The organism is Prosthecobacter sp. Pr1, assembly GCF_057652315.1.
In genome coordinates this window covers 343,325-360,289 of sequence record NZ_JBYFBS010000001.1, presented here as the reverse complement: position 1 = coordinate 360,289, position 16,965 = coordinate 343,325, and the positions used below count along the sequence as shown (strand labels likewise).

12 protein-coding genes are annotated in these 16,965 nt (G+C 60.1%); 8 read left to right on the top strand and 4 right to left on the bottom strand.

The window, feature by feature from the left end:
* Window positions 1-14 precede the first annotated feature (14 nt).
* From AC24GY_RS01650 to AC24GY_RS01620, 7 genes are all read left to right on the top strand, one after another.
* On the top strand, window positions 15-620 hold the full coding sequence (locus AC24GY_RS01650) for a hypothetical protein (RefSeq protein WP_487679727.1): 606 nt from the start codon (window positions 15-17) through the stop codon (window positions 618-620).
* Between the two features lie 90 nt (window positions 621-710).
* Window positions 711-1,697: a 3-keto-disaccharide hydrolase gene (locus tag AC24GY_RS01645; protein WP_487679725.1), complete on the top strand. Its 987-nt coding sequence runs from the start codon at window positions 711-713 to the stop codon at window positions 1,695-1,697.
* 194 nt (window positions 1,698-1,891) lie between these two features.
* Window positions 1,892-2,848 carry a cell division protein FtsQ/DivIB gene (locus AC24GY_RS01640; RefSeq protein ID WP_487679723.1) on the top strand — a complete coding sequence of 319 codons (957 nt, stop codon included), beginning with the start codon at window positions 1,892-1,894 and terminating at the stop codon, window positions 2,846-2,848.
* A 5-nt stretch (window positions 2,849-2,853) separates the two neighbouring features.
* A complete protein-coding gene (ftsA, locus tag AC24GY_RS01635) occupies window positions 2,854-4,071 on the top strand; it encodes a cell division protein FtsA (protein WP_422322256.1) in 1,218 nt (405 codons plus the stop codon).
* A gap of 37 nt (window positions 4,072-4,108) precedes the next feature.
* On the top strand, window positions 4,109-5,830 hold the full coding sequence (locus tag AC24GY_RS01630; RefSeq protein ID WP_487679720.1) for a cell division protein FtsZ: 1,722 nt from the start codon (window positions 4,109-4,111) through the stop codon (window positions 5,828-5,830).
* Window positions 5,831-5,882: 52 nt separating this feature from the next.
* The gene (locus tag AC24GY_RS01625) at window positions 5,883-7,202 is read left to right on the top strand and encodes a dipeptidase (RefSeq protein WP_487679718.1); all 1,320 of its coding nucleotides are present in this window, start codon (window positions 5,883-5,885) and stop codon (window positions 7,200-7,202) included.
* 102 nt (window positions 7,203-7,304) lie between these two features.
* Window positions 7,305-10,565, top strand: a complete 3,261-nt coding sequence (locus tag AC24GY_RS01620; protein ID WP_487679716.1) for a PSD1 and planctomycete cytochrome C domain-containing protein — start codon at window positions 7,305-7,307, stop codon at window positions 10,563-10,565.
* 9 nt (window positions 10,566-10,574) lie between these two features.
* Here the strand turns inward: AC24GY_RS01620 and AC24GY_RS01615 are convergent, their stop codons facing one another.
* The 4 genes from AC24GY_RS01615 to AC24GY_RS01600 all read right to left on the bottom strand — a co-directional run bounded on the left by AC24GY_RS01615 (window position 10,575) and on the right by AC24GY_RS01600 (window position 15,744).
* Window positions 10,575-12,128: a hypothetical protein gene (locus AC24GY_RS01615; protein ID WP_487679714.1), complete on the bottom strand. Its 1,554-nt coding sequence runs from the start codon at window positions 12,126-12,128 to the stop codon at window positions 10,575-10,577.
* Window positions 12,129-12,464: 336 nt separating this feature from the next.
* Complete coding sequence (locus AC24GY_RS01610; protein ID WP_422322246.1) at window positions 12,465-13,091, bottom strand: PEP-CTERM sorting domain-containing protein; 627 nt, start codon at window positions 13,089-13,091, stop codon at window positions 12,465-12,467.
* Between the two features lie 23 nt (window positions 13,092-13,114).
* Complete coding sequence (locus AC24GY_RS01605; RefSeq protein ID WP_487679712.1) at window positions 13,115-15,040, bottom strand: alkaline phosphatase; 1,926 nt, start codon at window positions 15,038-15,040, stop codon at window positions 13,115-13,117.
* The gene (locus tag AC24GY_RS01600) at window positions 15,037-15,744 is read right to left on the bottom strand and encodes a hypothetical protein (protein ID WP_487679710.1); all 708 of its coding nucleotides are present in this window, start codon (window positions 15,742-15,744) and stop codon (window positions 15,037-15,039) included. The genes AC24GY_RS01605 and AC24GY_RS01600 overlap by 4 nt, the downstream gene beginning before the upstream one ends.
* Window positions 15,745-15,971: 227 nt before the next feature.
* Between AC24GY_RS01600 and AC24GY_RS01595 the strand changes: the two genes are divergently transcribed.
* Window positions 15,972-16,934, top strand: coding sequence for a hypothetical protein (locus AC24GY_RS01595; RefSeq protein WP_487679708.1), 963 nt, complete (start codon window positions 15,972-15,974; stop codon window positions 16,932-16,934).
* Window positions 16,935-16,965 lie beyond the last annotated feature (31 nt).

The window sequence follows — 16,965 nt, the reverse complement described above, 5'->3', positions numbered from 1 at the left end:
GAGTTGATAGGAAGATGCTGTTCCGAATCGCCACCCTCCTCGCAAGCATGGTGTTGACGACTGGCATGACTGGTTGCCATAGCGTGGCCTATCTCAGTGCGGCCAATCTCAGCAAAAGTGACGATTTGCAGAGTCATCAAAAAAACCAGCGTGAACGCGCCTATCGACGTTTGGCAGGTTTTGTGAAACCGGGTATGCTTCGCCGTCAACTGTATGCCCTCTTACCCCCAAAGGATACGCCAATGGCCACTCCGCCAGGAATTGAAAGCATCATCGGCATGGCCATTTTTTCAACGCACCGTGAGCGTCATCTTCTCGATTCCGATTTCTGCCTGGAGGTTTACTATCAGATCGACAATCCCAAAGAGTACGGGATCGAGCTTCGCAAGAGCAAACCGAAAGCCTTGCCACCATCCATTCAACCAAACAGCATTGATGCGTTGCTCGCATCACCTCCGACTTTCATTGAAGGGGTTGAATGGTCGCATGGGAAAACGGTCCCATCGCGTCAGAATCCCAATGACGTCATTGTGGCTGTTCGGCTCCGTTCGAACATGGCAACCAACGAATTTTTGCTTTCCCGCCCGACTTCAGAACCTTGGGTTTTGAAGGAGAGGTAGCGCCCTCCATCCCGAAGTTCTTTAGCCTACCCCCTTCCATGCCCTTCCTCAAACTGGCATAAATCCGTTCGCTCTCCACCTTCGCCCTCCATGCGCCTCCTCCTCACCGCCCTCCTGTTTGCCACAGTCGTTCATGCTCAGCAGCCTGCGGCACCCAAGCCGAAGGCCTTCACCGATCCGGCGCAGACGGACGAGGATTTTGCCATTCAGGGCGAGTACGTCGGTGAAATCGACGGCAAGACCTACGGCGTGCAAATCTGGGCGCAGGGCGGCGGCAAATTCGAGGCGGTGAGCCGTCTCGGCGGCCTGCCGGGCGCGGGATGGGATGGAGACCGGAGCACGATCACCCGGGTTATCGGCACACGGGCAGAAGGCGAAAAGACCGCCGCGTTTACCTCGCCAGACGGTTCCATCAAGGCAGAGGCGAACGGCGCGAGCATCCTGGTGAACAATGCCGACGGGTTGAAAATCATGGAACTCAACCGCCCGAACCGCGAATCTCCCACTCTGGGCGCCCCGCCGCCGGAAAAGGCGGTGGTGCTGTTTGATGGCAAGGGGGTGAACCGTTTCCCCAATTCGCGTGTGGATGAGAAAATCGGCGCTTTGATGGAGGGGATCACGAGCGAGGACACCTTTGGCGACTGTAGCCTGCACGTGGAGTTCCTCCTGCCCTACATGCCCGATGCGCGCGGTCAGGGCCGGGGCAACAGCGGCCTCTATCTGCAAGGCCGCTACGAGGTGCAGATGCTCGACAGCTTCGCACTCGAAGGGAAGGACAACGAGTGCGGCGGGTTGTACAAGATCGCTGCCCCGAAGGTGAATATGTGCCTGCCGCCGCTGACCTGGCAGACCTACGACATCGACTTTACTGCCGCCCGCTACGATGCGGGGGGCCAGAAGTCCTCGAATGCGAAGATCACCGTCAAACACAACGGCGTGGTGATTCACGAGAATCAGGACCTGCCCGGCGCGACGACCTCAGCCCCCAACAAAGAGGCCCCGACGCCGGGTCCGGTGCACCTCCAGAACCACGGCAATCCGGTCCGCTACCGCAATATCTGGGTGGTAAAAAAGTAACGCTGACATCGCATTTGCAGCAGGTTAAAGGGCGGATTGCGCCGCAAAATTGTGAATAACCCAAGCCCCTGTGAATACAGGCGTCGCATTTTTTCGCGAATAATTATGGCAATCGGACTGGGAATCTATTATTTAAGGCCCATTAACTACCAATTCCGCCTGTGTTCGGAACTGGCCTTTTTGTACGCCCGCTCATGTCTGCTGCCAAGAATGGCTCGAAAAAATCAGCCAAGCGCCCTTCCCGCAAGCGCAAGGGAACGGGCACCCACGTAATCGACTATCAGCCGGAATCTCCGGTCATTCGCGAGCATGAGGCCGTGGAGCGCCGCCGCCGCGGCTTCCGTACTGCCATGTGGCTGATCACGGCGATGATCGTGGTCGGCATCGGCTGGGTGACGTGGCACGAAGCTTTGGAAAAGAATTCGCAGTTCATGCTGAAGACCGTGGAGGTGAACACGGAGGGCACCCTCACGCGGCAGCAGCTCGTGGCCGCCACCGGCCTCACCGAAGCCACCAACCTGCTCACCATGAACCTGCGCGAAGTGCGCGCGAAGATTGAACGCCTGCCCCAGGTGAAGTCGGCGGTGATCCATCGTGACTACCACGGCAAGCTTACGCTCGATGTCGTGCAGCGCCTGCCAGTGGCCTGGATGGAATGCCCCAAGCACAAGCTCCTGGGACCGCTGACCGGCAAAGGCTGCCTGATTGACGCAGAAGGTGCGCTGGTGCCCTGCAACGTTATCACCCGGGACTATCTCGCGATGCCCCGCATCCAGTTCCCGAACCTCAGCGAAGCCACCCCCGGCAAGCCATCTCCAGACATGCAGGTGCACGCCGCGCTTCGCCTGATGGAGAAGCTCCAAAAGCGCCAGCAGGATGACCATCCGGCGCTGGAAATGATCGAAATTCCGAATCCATGGTCGCTCGTCGCTCATTTTAACGGTGACACCAAAATCACCTTCGGAGTGGATGACATGGACCCGCAGCTGGCGCGCTTTGACCGCGTCATGCATGAGGCGCGCGCACGCAAATGGCGCCTCGCCACGCTGAACTTGATCGCCACCACCAACACCCCCGCCACTTTTCATGAAACGCCGGATGTCACCGGGCTGAATCTGGCGGACACCGCCTCCACTCCATCCGCACGCTGAAACTCATGGCAAAAAGCACCATTTACGCAGGTCTTGAAATCGGAACGCACAAGATCTGCGTCGTCGTGGGTGAAGCCAAGCGTGATGGAGCCATCAAGATTCTCGGCGTCGGCCAGGCTCCTTCCCGTGGCGTGCGCAAAGGCGAGATCGTGGATTTCGAAAAGGTCCAGACCTGTGTGAACGATGCGCTCGTGCGTGCGGAAGACCGCAGCGATGTGATGATCCGCAATGTCTTCCTCGGCGTCACCGGCGCTCACATTGAGAGCTTGAACAATCGTGGCCGTCACCGCCTGCCGGACGATCAAACTGAAATCAGCGAGGACGATGTGGAAGAAGCGAAGGAAATCGCCCGCAGCGTGTCCATTCCCCAGTCGAATGTCTTTCTGCACAGCGTCACACGGCAGTACATCGTGGACGGGCAGGAGGCCGTGCGCCAGCCCATTGGCCGCGAGGGCCGTGTGCTGGAGGCTGATTACCACATCATCCACGGCGTGCGTGGCCGGGTGCAAAATGCCATCCGCTGCGTGCGTGAAATTCCGCTCGAAGTGGAGGACGTCGTCTTCAATCCCGTCGCTGCGGCACAGGTCGTGCTCACACGTGAGGCGAAAATGCAGGGTGCGCTCATGATCGACTTCGGTGCCGGCACTTGTGACTACGTCTTGTATGAAGACGGCATGATCACCGCCTCCGGCTGCGTCCCCCTCGGTGGCGACCACATCACCAATGATGTCTCGATGGCGCTGCAGATCCCGAACGGACGTGCCGAACGCCTCAAGGTGGAAGAAGGCAGCGTGCTCTATGATGAGGTGCCGGAAGGCGAAATGCTCAGCATCGAGGACGATACGGGCTTGATCCTCGGCGAGATCGAACGTGCGTTTTTGAATGAGGTCATGAACCTCCGCACTAAAGAAATACTTATTCAGGTGAAGGTGCGTGTGGAGGATCACCTCGGCCGTCTCGGCGCAGGCATTTACCTCACGGGCGGTGTCAGCATGATGAAAGGCGTTGACGTGGTGGCCCGCGAAGTGTTTGGGATCAAAGTCACGCGCGCAGGTTCGGCTCCCGTCAGCGGCATCACCGCCACTTTCGAGAATCCCCAATACTCCGCTCCGATCGGCCTCATTCGTTATGCGCAGATTCTTGACAGCGAGAAGCCATTTCTCTCCCCCCTGAAGCGCCTTGGCCGACGAATGCAGGAGCTACTCTCATCCGTCACACTTTAATTTAAAAACAGCAGCCCAACCTTAACCACCCACGATTATGGTAGAATACGACCGCTCCCAATCACCTGAAGGTGCCAGTACGGCGGCACCGCGCATCTGCATCGTCGGTGTCGGCGGCGCAGGTTCCAACGTTGTCGATCGCATCACCCTGGACCGTATCGTGGATGCCACGCTGGTCTGCGCGCATACGGACGTGCGGGTGCTCGGTCATTCCATGGCGCCGGTGAAGATCCAGCTGGGAGCCGAGCTCATGAAGGGCATTGGTGCAGGCGGCGATCCCGATCTCGGACGTGAGGCCGCGCTGTTCTCGCGCGAGCAGATTCGTCAGTCCATTGAGAATCACGACATCATCTTCATCAGCGCCGGACTCGGCGGCGGCACCGGCAGCGGCGCGGCCCCTGTCATTGCTGAAATCGCGAAGAACACCGGTGCCTTGGTGCTCGTCGTCGCCACCATGCCTTTCAGCTTCGAAGGCCGCCGTCGTCTGGCCCAGGCCGAGGAGGCGCTGGAACTGCTGCAAAAGCGTGCGGATGCCCTCGTGCTGTTTGAAAACAACCGCATGGGTGAGCTCATCCTGCCGAAGGACGGCATTCAGAAAGCCTTCAATCAGGCGGACCAGCTCATTGCCCAGAGCCTGCGCGCCATCTCCACCATCACCACCACGCCAGGTCTGGTGAAGCTCGGCCTCGACGACCTCACCTCCGCTCTGGCCAATGCCAACGGCCGCTGCCTCTTTGGCTTCGGCGAAGCCCGCGGCCAGAACCGCGGTGCCGAGGCGCTCAAGAAGGCGCTCAAGAGCCCGCTCATCGACTCCGGCCGTCTCCTGCACCAGACGAAGAACCTGCTGGTCCACGTCGCCGGCGGCGAATCGCTCACCTTGGTCGAAGTCGAGGGTGTCATGAAGCAGCTGGGACGTCATGTGCCGGATCAAACCCACATTCTCTTCGGCCTCGGGGTCGATGCGAAACTGGGAGACGCCGTCGCCGTCACTCTCATCAGTTCGCTGGGACTCAATCAGCTCAACGCTCACGCCACCGCAGCACCGCCTTCGGAAATGCTCCAGCCCCGCGCTGAGCTGCCCGCCCCTGTCGCAGCCCCGGCTCCGGCCCCTGCTCCTGTCATAACCCCTGCCCCGGCTCCCAAACGTGAGATCCATGCCAAGAAGGCTCCATCCCCGTATGCGCCGCCCGTGGAGTCTCCTCCAGATTTGCTCTTCAAGTCCGAGGAGTTCGCCTCCGTTCCTGCCGTCGGTGAAGCCTTTCCTTTGAGCAGCCTCCAGGCTGAAGCCGCCAAAGTGCAGCCCGTGGAGCTGCCAGTGGCCCATGTGGAAGAGCCGCCTGCCTTTGACGGTTTCGAGCCCTTTGAGGAGCTCGCTCCTCCACCCATGATCGCTTCCACTCCCGAAACGGCACGCATTCCAGTGCGCACCCCTGCCGCGAAGGAACTTGCCGATGCCGCCCGCAGCACCAAGGAATCCACCCTCGCCGCCGTCGTGGCCCGCAGCGTCACCTTGCAGACCGAAGTCTCTGCTGCGCAGGACGACCTCATTTCATTCGACGAACCGGAGCCTGAATCGACCACCATCAGCGCCACCGCCGTCCTCACCCGCAAGGCCACTGCCACGGCTGAAAGCCAGCAGACCTTCAGCCTCGGTGAAGAAGACCGCGGTCGTTTCAAGGACACCGAACCTTCGATCGTGCAAGGTGAGGACCTCGACGTCCCGACTTGGATGCGCCTGAAGAAGAAGCTCCGCCGCTAGACTGTGCATTTGCTGCTCTAAAACTGCAGCCCAGGCGCGTTTGTTCACCCGCATGAACGCTCCTTTCACACGCCGTCGCCTGCTTCAATCGCTGCCCCTTGCTGCCTGCGCGGGCAGTTTCAACATCCTCGCCCGTTCGCAGGAGGCCAAGAAATCATGGATCACCGGCAATCCGGCCATCGACAAGCCGCGTGAAATCGCCCTCGGCCTGCTGAAGCCCACGCAAGCGCAGATTGACCACGCATGGGAGCTGCATTTCGGCTCCGTCGTCTTTGAAAGCTACGGCTTTGCACCCCGCTGTGCCGTCGATGCGGAGGCCATGAACGAGGCGATCAAATCCGGCATGAGCGCCGCAGAAATCAACGACCTGCGCGAATCCATGTCCATGAACCGCAACGCGACGAATGAACGAGAGCGCAAAGAATTCCTCGATGCCTTCCACGCCGCCGGCGTGACCTGCATTTTTCAAAACACCGGCGAAGAAGGCAGCGACCCGTTGCGGCTGATCAAACGCCTCGCGCATTTCACCAAAGCCACGGACTTGCTGAATCCGACACTCTCCAAGGTGGTCACGGCAGATGAGATCGTGGCGCTGAAAAAGTCCGGGAACGTCGGCCTCTGCTTCACCACGAACGGTGTGCCGCTGATGCAGGACTGGGAGAGCGTGAGGGATGAGCTGCGCTTCATACGCATCTTCCATGAGCTGGGCACCCGCATGATGCACGTGACCTACAACCGGCGCAATCCGCTGGGCGATGGAGCCGGGGAACCGCACGACGGCGGCCTGAGTGATTTCGGCCATGCGGCTGTAGCGGAGATGAACAAGATCGGTGTCATCGCCGATGTGGCGCACAGCGGCTGGAAGACGGCTTACGACGCGGCCAAAGCCAGCACACGCCCCATGGTGGCCAGCCACACGACTTGCTGCGGCGTTTACGAGCACTTTCGCGGCAAGCCGGACGACACCATCAAGGCCATCTGCGACACCGACGGTCTCGTTGGCATCTGCTGCATCCCACGCTTCCTCGGCGGCAAAGGCGACATTACCGCGCTGCTCGACCACCTCGGCCATCTCATCAAGAAATTCGGGGCCAAGCACGCCGCCATCGGCTGCGATGTGGCCTACACCTCGCGTTTTGACAAAGAGGAGCGGGCCAAACTGCTCAAAGCCCCCGGCGGCAGCGCGGACAAATGGGAGCATCTCTGGCCCAAGGACGACTACGTGACGAGCATCGAGGCAGAGCAGAGCGTCGCCTGGTCCAACTGGCCGCTTTTCACCCTCGGCATGATCATGCGCGGCCACAGCGACGAGACCATCCGGCAGGTCATCGGCGGCAACATGCTGCGGGTGCTGAAGGCAAATCAGGTCTGAAAAGTGACAAAAACCGCATTTTACTACCTGCAAGGTGGCACGTTCGCTGCGCGTTTGGTTTTTGACGGGAAGTGATGTAGAATCCCCCAGTCGAACCCCCACATGACCCTGCGTTTCCAGTTTCCCTCTCTCGTTTTGGGCGGCCTTGCCGTCGCAAGTTCCCTTGCCTCGGCTGCCGAGTCCTTTCCGCCTGACCAGATCGAGTTCTTCGAGAAAACCATCCGTCCCGTGCTCGCGGAGCGCTGCTACGATTGCCATGGCGCGCACAAGCATCAAAACGGCCTGCGTCTTGACTCGCGGGCGGCGATCATTCACGGCAGCGATTACGGCAAGGTTGTGGAACCCGGCAATCCGAGCGCCAGCAAGCTGATCAAAGCCATCAACCATGTGGCAGGTGTCGAGGCGATGCCCAAGAAGGGCGACAAGCTGCCTGCGCCCCAAATCGCGGCGATCGAAAAATGGATCAGCATGGGCCTGCCGTGGCCTGCAGAGGCTGCTGTGGCGGAGCATGCCAAAGCCGACCCGATGCAGCACTGGGCCTACAAGCCGGTGCAAAAGCCCGCCCTGCCCGCTGGTTTTACCGGCAATCCCATCGACGCCTTCGTCGGTGCCAAACTCAAGGCAGCCGGACTCGATTTCGCCGCGCCTGCCGATCCGGCCACGCTGACGCGCCGCATCCACCTCACGCTCACCGGATTGCCGCCGACTTTCGACGAGTTGCAGAAGAATCATTCACCTCAGACGCTGATCCCTCAACTCCTCAGCCAGCCTGCCTATGGCGAGCGCTGGGCGCGCTTCTGGCTGGATGTGGTGCGCTATGCGGACACGAACGGCTATCAGGTGGCTGGCCGCAGCAATTACTACCCTTTCGCCTACACGTATCGCGACTGGATCGTGAAAGCCCTGAACGATGACATGCCTTATGACCAGTTTGTGAGCTACCAGCTCGCGGCGGATCGCATGACCGCAGGCACGCCGAATTCGCCGAATCTCGCGGCGCTGGGCTTCTACAATGTGGGTGAGCGTTTCATCAATGACCGTCTGCTCATCGCCGATGACCGCATCGATGTCATCGGTCGTGGCCTCCTCGGACTCACAGTTGCCTGCGCACGCTGCCATGATCACAAATTCGATCCGATCCCGAGCCGCGACTACTATGCGATGTACAGCATCCTGAACAGCAGCGACGAGCCCGATGACACGGCAATGCCCATCATCGGCAAGGCGGCCAATGAAAAAGATCAGCAGGACTACGATGCCAAGGTGGCTGAGATCGCGAAGAAGGAGCTCGACTTCAAACGCACCGTCTATGACGAGTTCAGGAAGCCGGAGCGTCTGGCTGAATACCTCGCTTTCGCCCAGGACTCGGTGGACATCAAAGACACCACCGTATTCAAAGGCAAGGCCGGTCAGGTCAAGCTGCGTGACCGCGTGGCCAGCCAATGGCGCGACTTCCTGAATCGCTACGCTCTGAGTGCAAAGCCGCACTCGACGATGATTGCCTGGAATCGCTTCGCCAAACTTCCTGAGGCGGAGTTTGCTGCGAAATCAGGCGCCATTGCGCAAGAACTGGCCAAGCCGGAAAGCGGCTGCACGCCGGAGATCGCCGCCGCCTTCACGCAGACACCGCCGAAGTCCATGAAGGACGTCGCCCTGGCCTACGCACGCATCATTCTCGACAGCAAGGTGGAGCCGATGCGTCAACTCATGCAGGACAAGCTTTCGCCCATGTCAGTGCCAGTGGAAGGGGCAAACACGTTCTTCACCCGCAAGGACAGCGAGACCGTGGTGCGCCTCACTAACGAGCGCACCAAACTCGACAGCACGCACCCTGGTGCACCGCCACGTGCCATGGTGATGGTGGACAAACCGAAGCCGCAGGATGTGCGCGTCTATATCCGCGGCAATCCGGCGCGTCAGGGTGATCCGGCACCGCGCGCGTGGCTTACGATGTTCGGCGGTGAAAAATTTACCGACGGCAGCGGACGTCTGGATCTCGCGAAACACATCGCCAGCAAGGACAATCCGCTCACGGCGCGCGTCATTGTGAACCGCGTGTGGCTGCAGCATTTCGGCAAGCCGCTCGTCTCCCAGACCAGTGACTTCGGTGTGCAGACAGCGAAACCCGTGCAGGCAGATCTGCTCGACTACCTTGCCGCCACATTCATGGAAAACGGGTGGAGCTTGAAGAAGCTGCACACGCTGATCCTCACCTCCCGCACCTTCCAGCAGAGCAGCCATGCCACGCCGGAAAAAGCCACCAAGGATGCTGAGAACGATCTGCTCAGCCGCTTCAACCGCCAGCGCCTGGACTATGAAACCATGCGTGACGCGATCCTATCCGCCACAGGTGAACTCGACACCAGCAAGCACGGTGGGCGCGCCGTGGAGCTGAACGCGAAGGATGCCGACACCCTGCGCACCGTTTATCTCAAAGTGGACCGCTATGATCAGGCCAGCGTGCCGGCGATGTTTGACTTCGCCAATCCGGACGGCCACAGCCCGCAGCGTTTCAACACCACCGTGCCGCAGCAGGCGCTGTTTCTGATGAACAGCCCCTTCATGCGCGCCCGAGCCGATTCCATCGCCAAAGCCACGCCGCTGGCCGGCACGACGCTCGATTCCGAGGCTATCCGCGCGATGTACCGCCGCGTGCTCGCCCGCGATCCGAAGCCCGATGAAGTCGAACTGGCCCAGCGCTTCGCCGCTGATGCCACCACGCTCAATGCCGAGAAGCCCTTCCGCTGGAGCTACGGCACGATGAAGTTTGCGCGCACTCCCGAAGGCAAGCCGTCCTTCACCGAGTTCCAGGCCTTCACGCAGCTGACGGATCGTGGCGGTGGCGGTCAGAAAGTCTGGAGCCCCGGCCCCAAAATCCCCGATCCTAAATGGGGTCACGTCTTCTGGGCCAACTACGGTGCCCACGCCGCTCCAAGCGAATACAGCGTCACCGCACGCTGGCATGTGCCGACTGACATGAAAATCTCCATCGACAGCGTCCTGAGCCGCAGCAGCGACCGTGGCGATGGCGTCCGCGCCTGGGTTTACAATGAGCGCACCGGCATCCTGGCCGAACAGCTTTGCAACCCGCAGAACAAAAAGGTGCCCGTCCAGCTCACCACCGACGTGAAACGCGGCGACACCCTCTGCTTCATCGTTCACAACGAAGGCGGCACCGACAGCGACAGCTTCGACTGGCAGCCCACCATCAGCCGCGCCGACAACGGCGAAGTGCTCACCCATTCCAAAGCCGACTTCTGCGACGCCAGCCGCTGGCCCATCGGCCGCGCCCGCCCGCAAAGCGCCCTCAGCCAGCTCGCGCAAGTGCTGCTGATGAGCAACGAGTTCATGTTTGAGGATTGAGCCCCCCGGTCACTTGGCGAGGGCCAGCAGTCGTGTTTCCTCCGGCAGCAGGAGAGATTCGGGAATGCGCTCGGCAATTTGAAACGCGGCGGCCTGATCTCCGCCGACGGCTATCATGGCGGCAAGCACCGCACGAAGTCCCGGCGGCCACGCTCCAGCCTTGATTCCACGCAGTGCCGCGTGCAAAGACGGGGGCTGGCGCAGACGGTAGGCGGACAGAGCCCTGAGCAGCAGGAGCCGCCCTTCGGCTTCCGAGCCAGGCTCCATGCGGATCTCCACGATCCTGGCTGCGATGACTTCCATCGACTTTCCGGCAAGGAGCGCCAGATAGTCGGCCCGAAAGGCATTCCAATCATTGCCGGGTGTGAGCCTGGCGATCTCCGCCGCAAGGCCAAGCATGGCGGAGGTGTCGCCAAGCCTGGAATGCATGGTCAAAGCCTTCTCCATCATGGCGAGTCGCACCATCGGGGCCGTCGCGAGCGAGGCCGCCGCCTGATAAAATTCCGCCGCGAGATGCTTGAAGTCGTGCTGATCGGAAAAAGCAGCCGCACCTATGACATCTTCCAGCCCGTCTTTTGCACCCTTGGCGCTTTTCAGGGCCAGTTCAAGGTGCTGACGGGCCGCAACCTCTCCAGCAGCCTGCTCCACTGCGAGACGCGCATGCCACAGATTGAATACCACGCCGCCAAGAGTCCTTTCCATCGCAGGCCCCAGCAAACGGCGCAATTCATCCCAGCGGTGTGTTTGCGCCAGGGCGTCGAGCTTGAGCTTCAGCAGCGGCGGAGCCAGCTCTGCCGCCGTGACCTCATTCTCTGCAGGAATGAACTTCAGCAGACGCTCGTGTTCATTCAACTCGGCGAGCCACTCCGCCAAAAGGATCTTCGCGTCATTCCCGGCGGACGCGGCACGTGTCGTTTCGCGGTCCAGGACAGACTCGCGTTCGGCAGGAGCCCCTTTGAGCCACGCCCCCAATGCGGCGAAACGCTCCGGACCAGGTGAGTCACGGGTCAGGCGCTCCAGTTCGGCCGCTTCGCGCGTGGTCGGCGCAGGATCAGCCGCCAGCAAAATCACGGCCCTGCTTTTGATGGCCCCATGGGCGTCGCGGGCCAGATCCCACATCTGCTGACGCCCACGCAGGTGAACTGCGGCGTAAGGCTGCGTGTAATCGAGCAGCGCCGTCTTGAAACGGGACTCCGCATCCGGCGAGACTTCCGAAAGCGCGGTTCGTATCTTCGTCGCTGCCTTTCCATGCTCGCCTGCCTGTTTGAGCATGATGGCGTCCAGCATCGCGGCTTCAGGTCCGGCACGTTCCGCTGGCGGCAGGAGATTGAGCGCTTCGTGGGCTGCGTCCAGATCACCGCGTTTCAACTCACTTCGGGCCAGGTTGAGCAGATCGTCCTTGTCCGCCGCTCCTTGGGCGACAAGCCGCTTGAATGACTGGATGGCATCCTCAGGTGAGGTTTGAACTCGCATTTGAAACAGCGCAATCGCACGAATCACATCCGGATCATTCGGTGCCTTGAGGGAGGCTTCACTGAGAACACGCGCGGACTCCGACCACATGCCCCGGCTCATCAGTTCCTCTGCGATCCGCAAGCTGCCGGCCGCCTGCCACGAACGCCAATGACGCACCACCGTGCTGCCCCCAAGCCAGACCGCGAACAGCAGGACAAATGCTGCAAACAGAATCCAAGTCAGCCACGGTTTAGACGGCCTGGCGACAAGTTCGTCAGGAAATCTCCTTTTGCGCCGGCTCGTCTGGGACATGTGTCTTCTCTCGTGAAAAAACCGGCAGGCGGCCTGCGGGAAGATGCGAAATTATTGTCACCTTGACCCGCCTGGGCATGAAATGGCCCGGCGAAGCGAACTCCGCCGGGCCATTCCGAATCAGCTAAACAATCAAGCCCGGCGGCGGCGGAACACCGCCACACCTGCGAACAGCCCCAGCAGCAGAGCCCGCGAGGGCTCTGGAACGGCCGACACAGTCATGCTGGCATTGTCATAGAACGCGCCTGATGGCAGCACCACCTTGCTGACACCTGTGAGCGAAAGCGCCTGGTTTACTGAGAAACCGGACACTGTCTGATCCACCGAGATGCTGTACAAGAGAGCGTCCAAGGAGTCGTAGAACTCCACATTGGTGCCAAAAGGCGTGCCAAGCGTGCTGTTGTCCAGCGTCACGGCGAAGGACGAGATGTCCTGCGGAGTCGTGAAACTGAACAGCACAGCCTGATCCACCGCGTCCAGCGCATTGCCGGAGATGGCAGCGCCATAGCCGCGTGCTGAAGGGTCTCCGAAGGCAAGGGCCGGAGCGGTCAGATCAGCACGATAGCTCGGAACGGGCAACGGATCGCCATTGCCATCCACTGTCTCGATGTAAGCATAGTCCGCTGAGAGCGAACCGACGAGCGGATCGCCCGTGATGGAAGGCGTGGCACTGCTGCTGAAGGGGAAGGTCAGCACCGTGGCGGCCTGCGAGCTGGCGCACATGGCGGCAACAGCCAGGAATGGAAGTAATTTCTTCATGGGAAACGAAGATGGACTGTGAATTACTTCGCGCCGCCAATCGCGGCCTGCATGGCCTTGAAGAAGGCGTCCGTGTTGTCGAACACACCGGTGAATGCTGCCGCGCCGCGACCACCTGCGGAGAGCGGGATGTCGGAAGCGGTGTGGACGGCGCTTTGCACGCCGGTGCCGGGTTGCTGGCCGGTAACCAAGTAGCCGGTGGTGGTGTTACGTGCCTGGGGAGACACGTTGTAGCTGGGGTTGGAGCGCCAGGTTTCGTAACGGTCGGAGTTTCCAGCGTAGCCGATGATCATGCGGTAGTCCACGTCCATCGTGGTCGGGTAGCCATCGCCAGCAATCGTGTAGGCGGGAAACTTGGCATTATCGTAAGTGCCGACGATGCCTTTGAGGCTGCCCACGGCGGTGCTCTGCAGAGCGGCGTCGGTGACAGTGCTGCCGCCACTGATGGCAATACCAGCGCACTCATGGTCAGCGGTGACGATGATAAGCGTGTCCGGATTGGCCACCTGGAAGGCGATGCACTTAGCAACGGCCTTGTCGAACTCAATGGCGTCATGCACCCAGCGCTCAGTGTCCATGTTGTGGGCCTGTTTGTCGATGGAGGCACCTTCGATCATCATGACGAAGCCGTTGGCGTTTTTGCTGAGCACCGTGAGGGCCTTGTCGGTCATTTCTTCCAACAGGGGCTGATCAGGATAGGTGGCGATGAGACTGCCGGGAGCGATGGTGGCAGCATTGCGGCGATGCGCGATTTTGTCGTAACTGACGTCCATGTGGCCGGAGTTGAAGAGGCCGAGGAGCTTGGTTTCGCTGCCGGTCATGGCGTTGAGGCCTGCAAGGTCAGGGGCGTAGTAGAAGCCTGCGGTCTGGAAGTCGGCGATCAGGTTGCGATTAGGATCCACGGAACCGGCGGGGACGCTCCAGCCTGCCTGCACGTCCGAAGGAACGACATAATCACCACCGCTTGAAGTGGAGCTGTTCACACGGCCGCTGCCGGCACCTGCGCTGCCATCGAGAGGCAGGAACCACTTGCGGCCACCGCCCATCAGGACGTGGAGGTTGTGATTGAGGGCGGCTTCGTCGAGATACATGTCACAGATGCCGGTGCCAGCGCCGCGGTCCTGAGTGGACACCGCGAAGGCGGCTGGTGTGGCGTCTTCCACGTCAGCCGTGGTCACGATGCCGAGCCATTTGCCCTGAGTGCGGGCGAGGTAGCTGCCCATGTGCTCGATGCGAGGATTGTCCCACTTGTCATTGGTGTCATCAGGAAACACGCCTTCCTGGCCATTGTTGGCCTTGTTGCCCGTGGAATAGCAATGAGCGCCAGGTGCGGAGTCCGTCACGATGGAGTTCAGGGAGTGGGTGACCACGATGCCAGTGACCGGCAGCGTGTCGATGGCGAGAGGGTCGTTCGACTTGCCAAGAGAGGCCCCCTTGGAGACAATGCGGGCCGCCGTGCGGTGGGCGATGCCCGTGCCGTCACCGATGAGCCAGATGATGTTCTTCGCCTTGCGACCAGCATTGAGCGTGATGCTGGCGATTTCGAAGTTGCCCGTGCCGGTTGCGACCAAGCTATCGCTCTGAGTGGCCTCGACGACGAGTGTTTTCACACCAGCTGTTGAGTTGGAGTATCCACGAATCGTGGCGCTAAACCTGTCACCACCGATGGAGGTGATGGCGGACGCACCGCTGGCTGCTGTGACAGGGGAGCCGTTGACCTTGAAAACGACACTGGTGATCGTCTTGCCTGCATCCGCCTGGATGGTGGCCTGGAGGTCAAAACGCTGCGCGGGAAGAAAGCGCGAGATGTAGGGAGGGGTAGCATCGGCGTAGGTGAACAGCGCGCTGGGGGGATTGAGGCGTGTCACGGTGGGGGCAGCGAAGGCGCTGCCAAGGGCGAAAAGCCCGGTGATGGCGGCAATGAATTTGCCTGAGTTTTGTAACTTCATAGTTTGTCGGGATGGTGGGTGGTGCTGTTTCTGTTTCTTCGTGGGTTGAAGAAAGGGGGTGGGGTGGTCGAGGGTGGCAGTGCGCCGAGATCGCTCGGGATCGGAATGGCCCTGCCGAGCTGCAGCGCGACTGGTTTTCGAAGCTCTAGCGGACCCCCCGTGGCGGCATCCGTGACCGCATGGCATTGAAGGCGTATGTGGGAGACGCGTCCACTCTGCTCCTGCCTTGGTCCGAGCTCCAGCGTGCCGTAAAGAGTCAATTTCTCCTGCCGCCATGCAGGTGCGCAGTTCTTTTTCACCGGCAGGATGACTTGGATCAGGCTGGGCGGCAGACTGTCCGCAAGTCCTTCTTCGCGTTCATCATAAGCGTGCTGTGTTTCACAGAAGAAAAAAATGGCAGGGTCGATGTTGTCGTTGCGCAGCATGAACCCCGTGAGAGCCACTCGTTTGCCAGTAAGCGCCCTGGCTTTGGCGGTGTATTCCAGCCCTTTCGGTCCTGCGGGCATCACAAAAATCTCTTCAAACTTCAAGGCGACACTCGAAGAGTCTTCATACGGCACGACAGGAGACGCATCCGCTGAAGCAGCGGCGTCCGAATCACGGTTGTGCGCCACCGCCGCAGCGTCTTTGCCAGCCAGCATGAGCAACCCCAATCCGGTCAGGAGGATCACTGGCACAACAAACGATAGCGACTTCAAGTTCATGAGTCACGAATCGAGCATCCATCTGCTGTCGTCTCAAACGAGCTAATTCAACGCTTTCGTTGAAGATACAAAATATTTTCAATTTAGTCTTCGACACTGGTGTAACACGCATGCTATTCGACTTAGAGTACTCCAAGTTAAGGCAACTCATTTCTTATAAGGCATGACATATTATTGTTAACTTTGTGTCACTTGCCAATCGGTCCAGTTAAATTGACCTACTGTCAGTGAGCACAAGTTATCCGCGCAACAAAGCAGCAGCAAATGCGCGGCATCTGATCGCCCGGATGATTCCACAGGTCATGACATCAAGCCGTGAACCGCTTTGCTTCGGCATGCGTGCCGGCGCCACGGGTGTTCATTGCTTTTTCAAGTTTCTCCCGCTTGTTTTTACTCTTGCAGGCAGCCTGGCCTGGGCACAGGAGCACGCAGCATTCCGGCCCCCGAAAGGCTACGCAATCGAGCGCTATGAGACAGGATGGAACAAAAATCCATTCACCCTCAAGACAGCTCCTGTTTTGGTACCTCAGGCTTCTTTTGCCAAGGATCTGGCTATTGCCTCCATCTACGGAGACAGGCGTGATCCGACGGTCTCCGTCGTCAACGTCAAGACTCATGAGCGGTTCCTTCTCAAGGCTGGACGGCCAAACGCCCATGGAATCGAGCTCAAAGAAGCAAGCGTCGGACTTGGTCGCAAAGATACGGTCATTCGTATCGCGATGGGTGCCGAACTCTGTGAGGTGCGCTATGACAACGGTTACTTGATGCAGCTTGCCGCCTCCGCAGGTGCCCGAACAGACCCTGCCACCCTGCAACTCAGGCAGCAAATCATGCAGCAGCTACCGGGACAGCCAACCACACCTTCACCTACAACACCACAGCAACAGTCGCTTGCTCGTGGCCGCAGCCCAATCTCTGGAGCGGCGGGATTTGCTCCAACGTCCTTGCCGAACGGTCAGCCTGCTTATGCCGCCGATTCAATCGCCCCGCAGTACTCAGGCTTAGCGAATGCCTCATCCGGTGGCAAGCCTGCAGCAGTCGGCGATCGCCCGTTGCCGACGGGCAGCCGCAGTGACACAGGCGCATCTTCATTGGTAGATCAAATTCTTGGCACGGGGATTCTCCCGCCAAGGCGATATACGTTCAGGACGGGAAATGAGCCCATCATTCCTCACCCAGACCCCCAGTGAGGTGAATTTAAAGCCATGAGAGCCGCCGGTC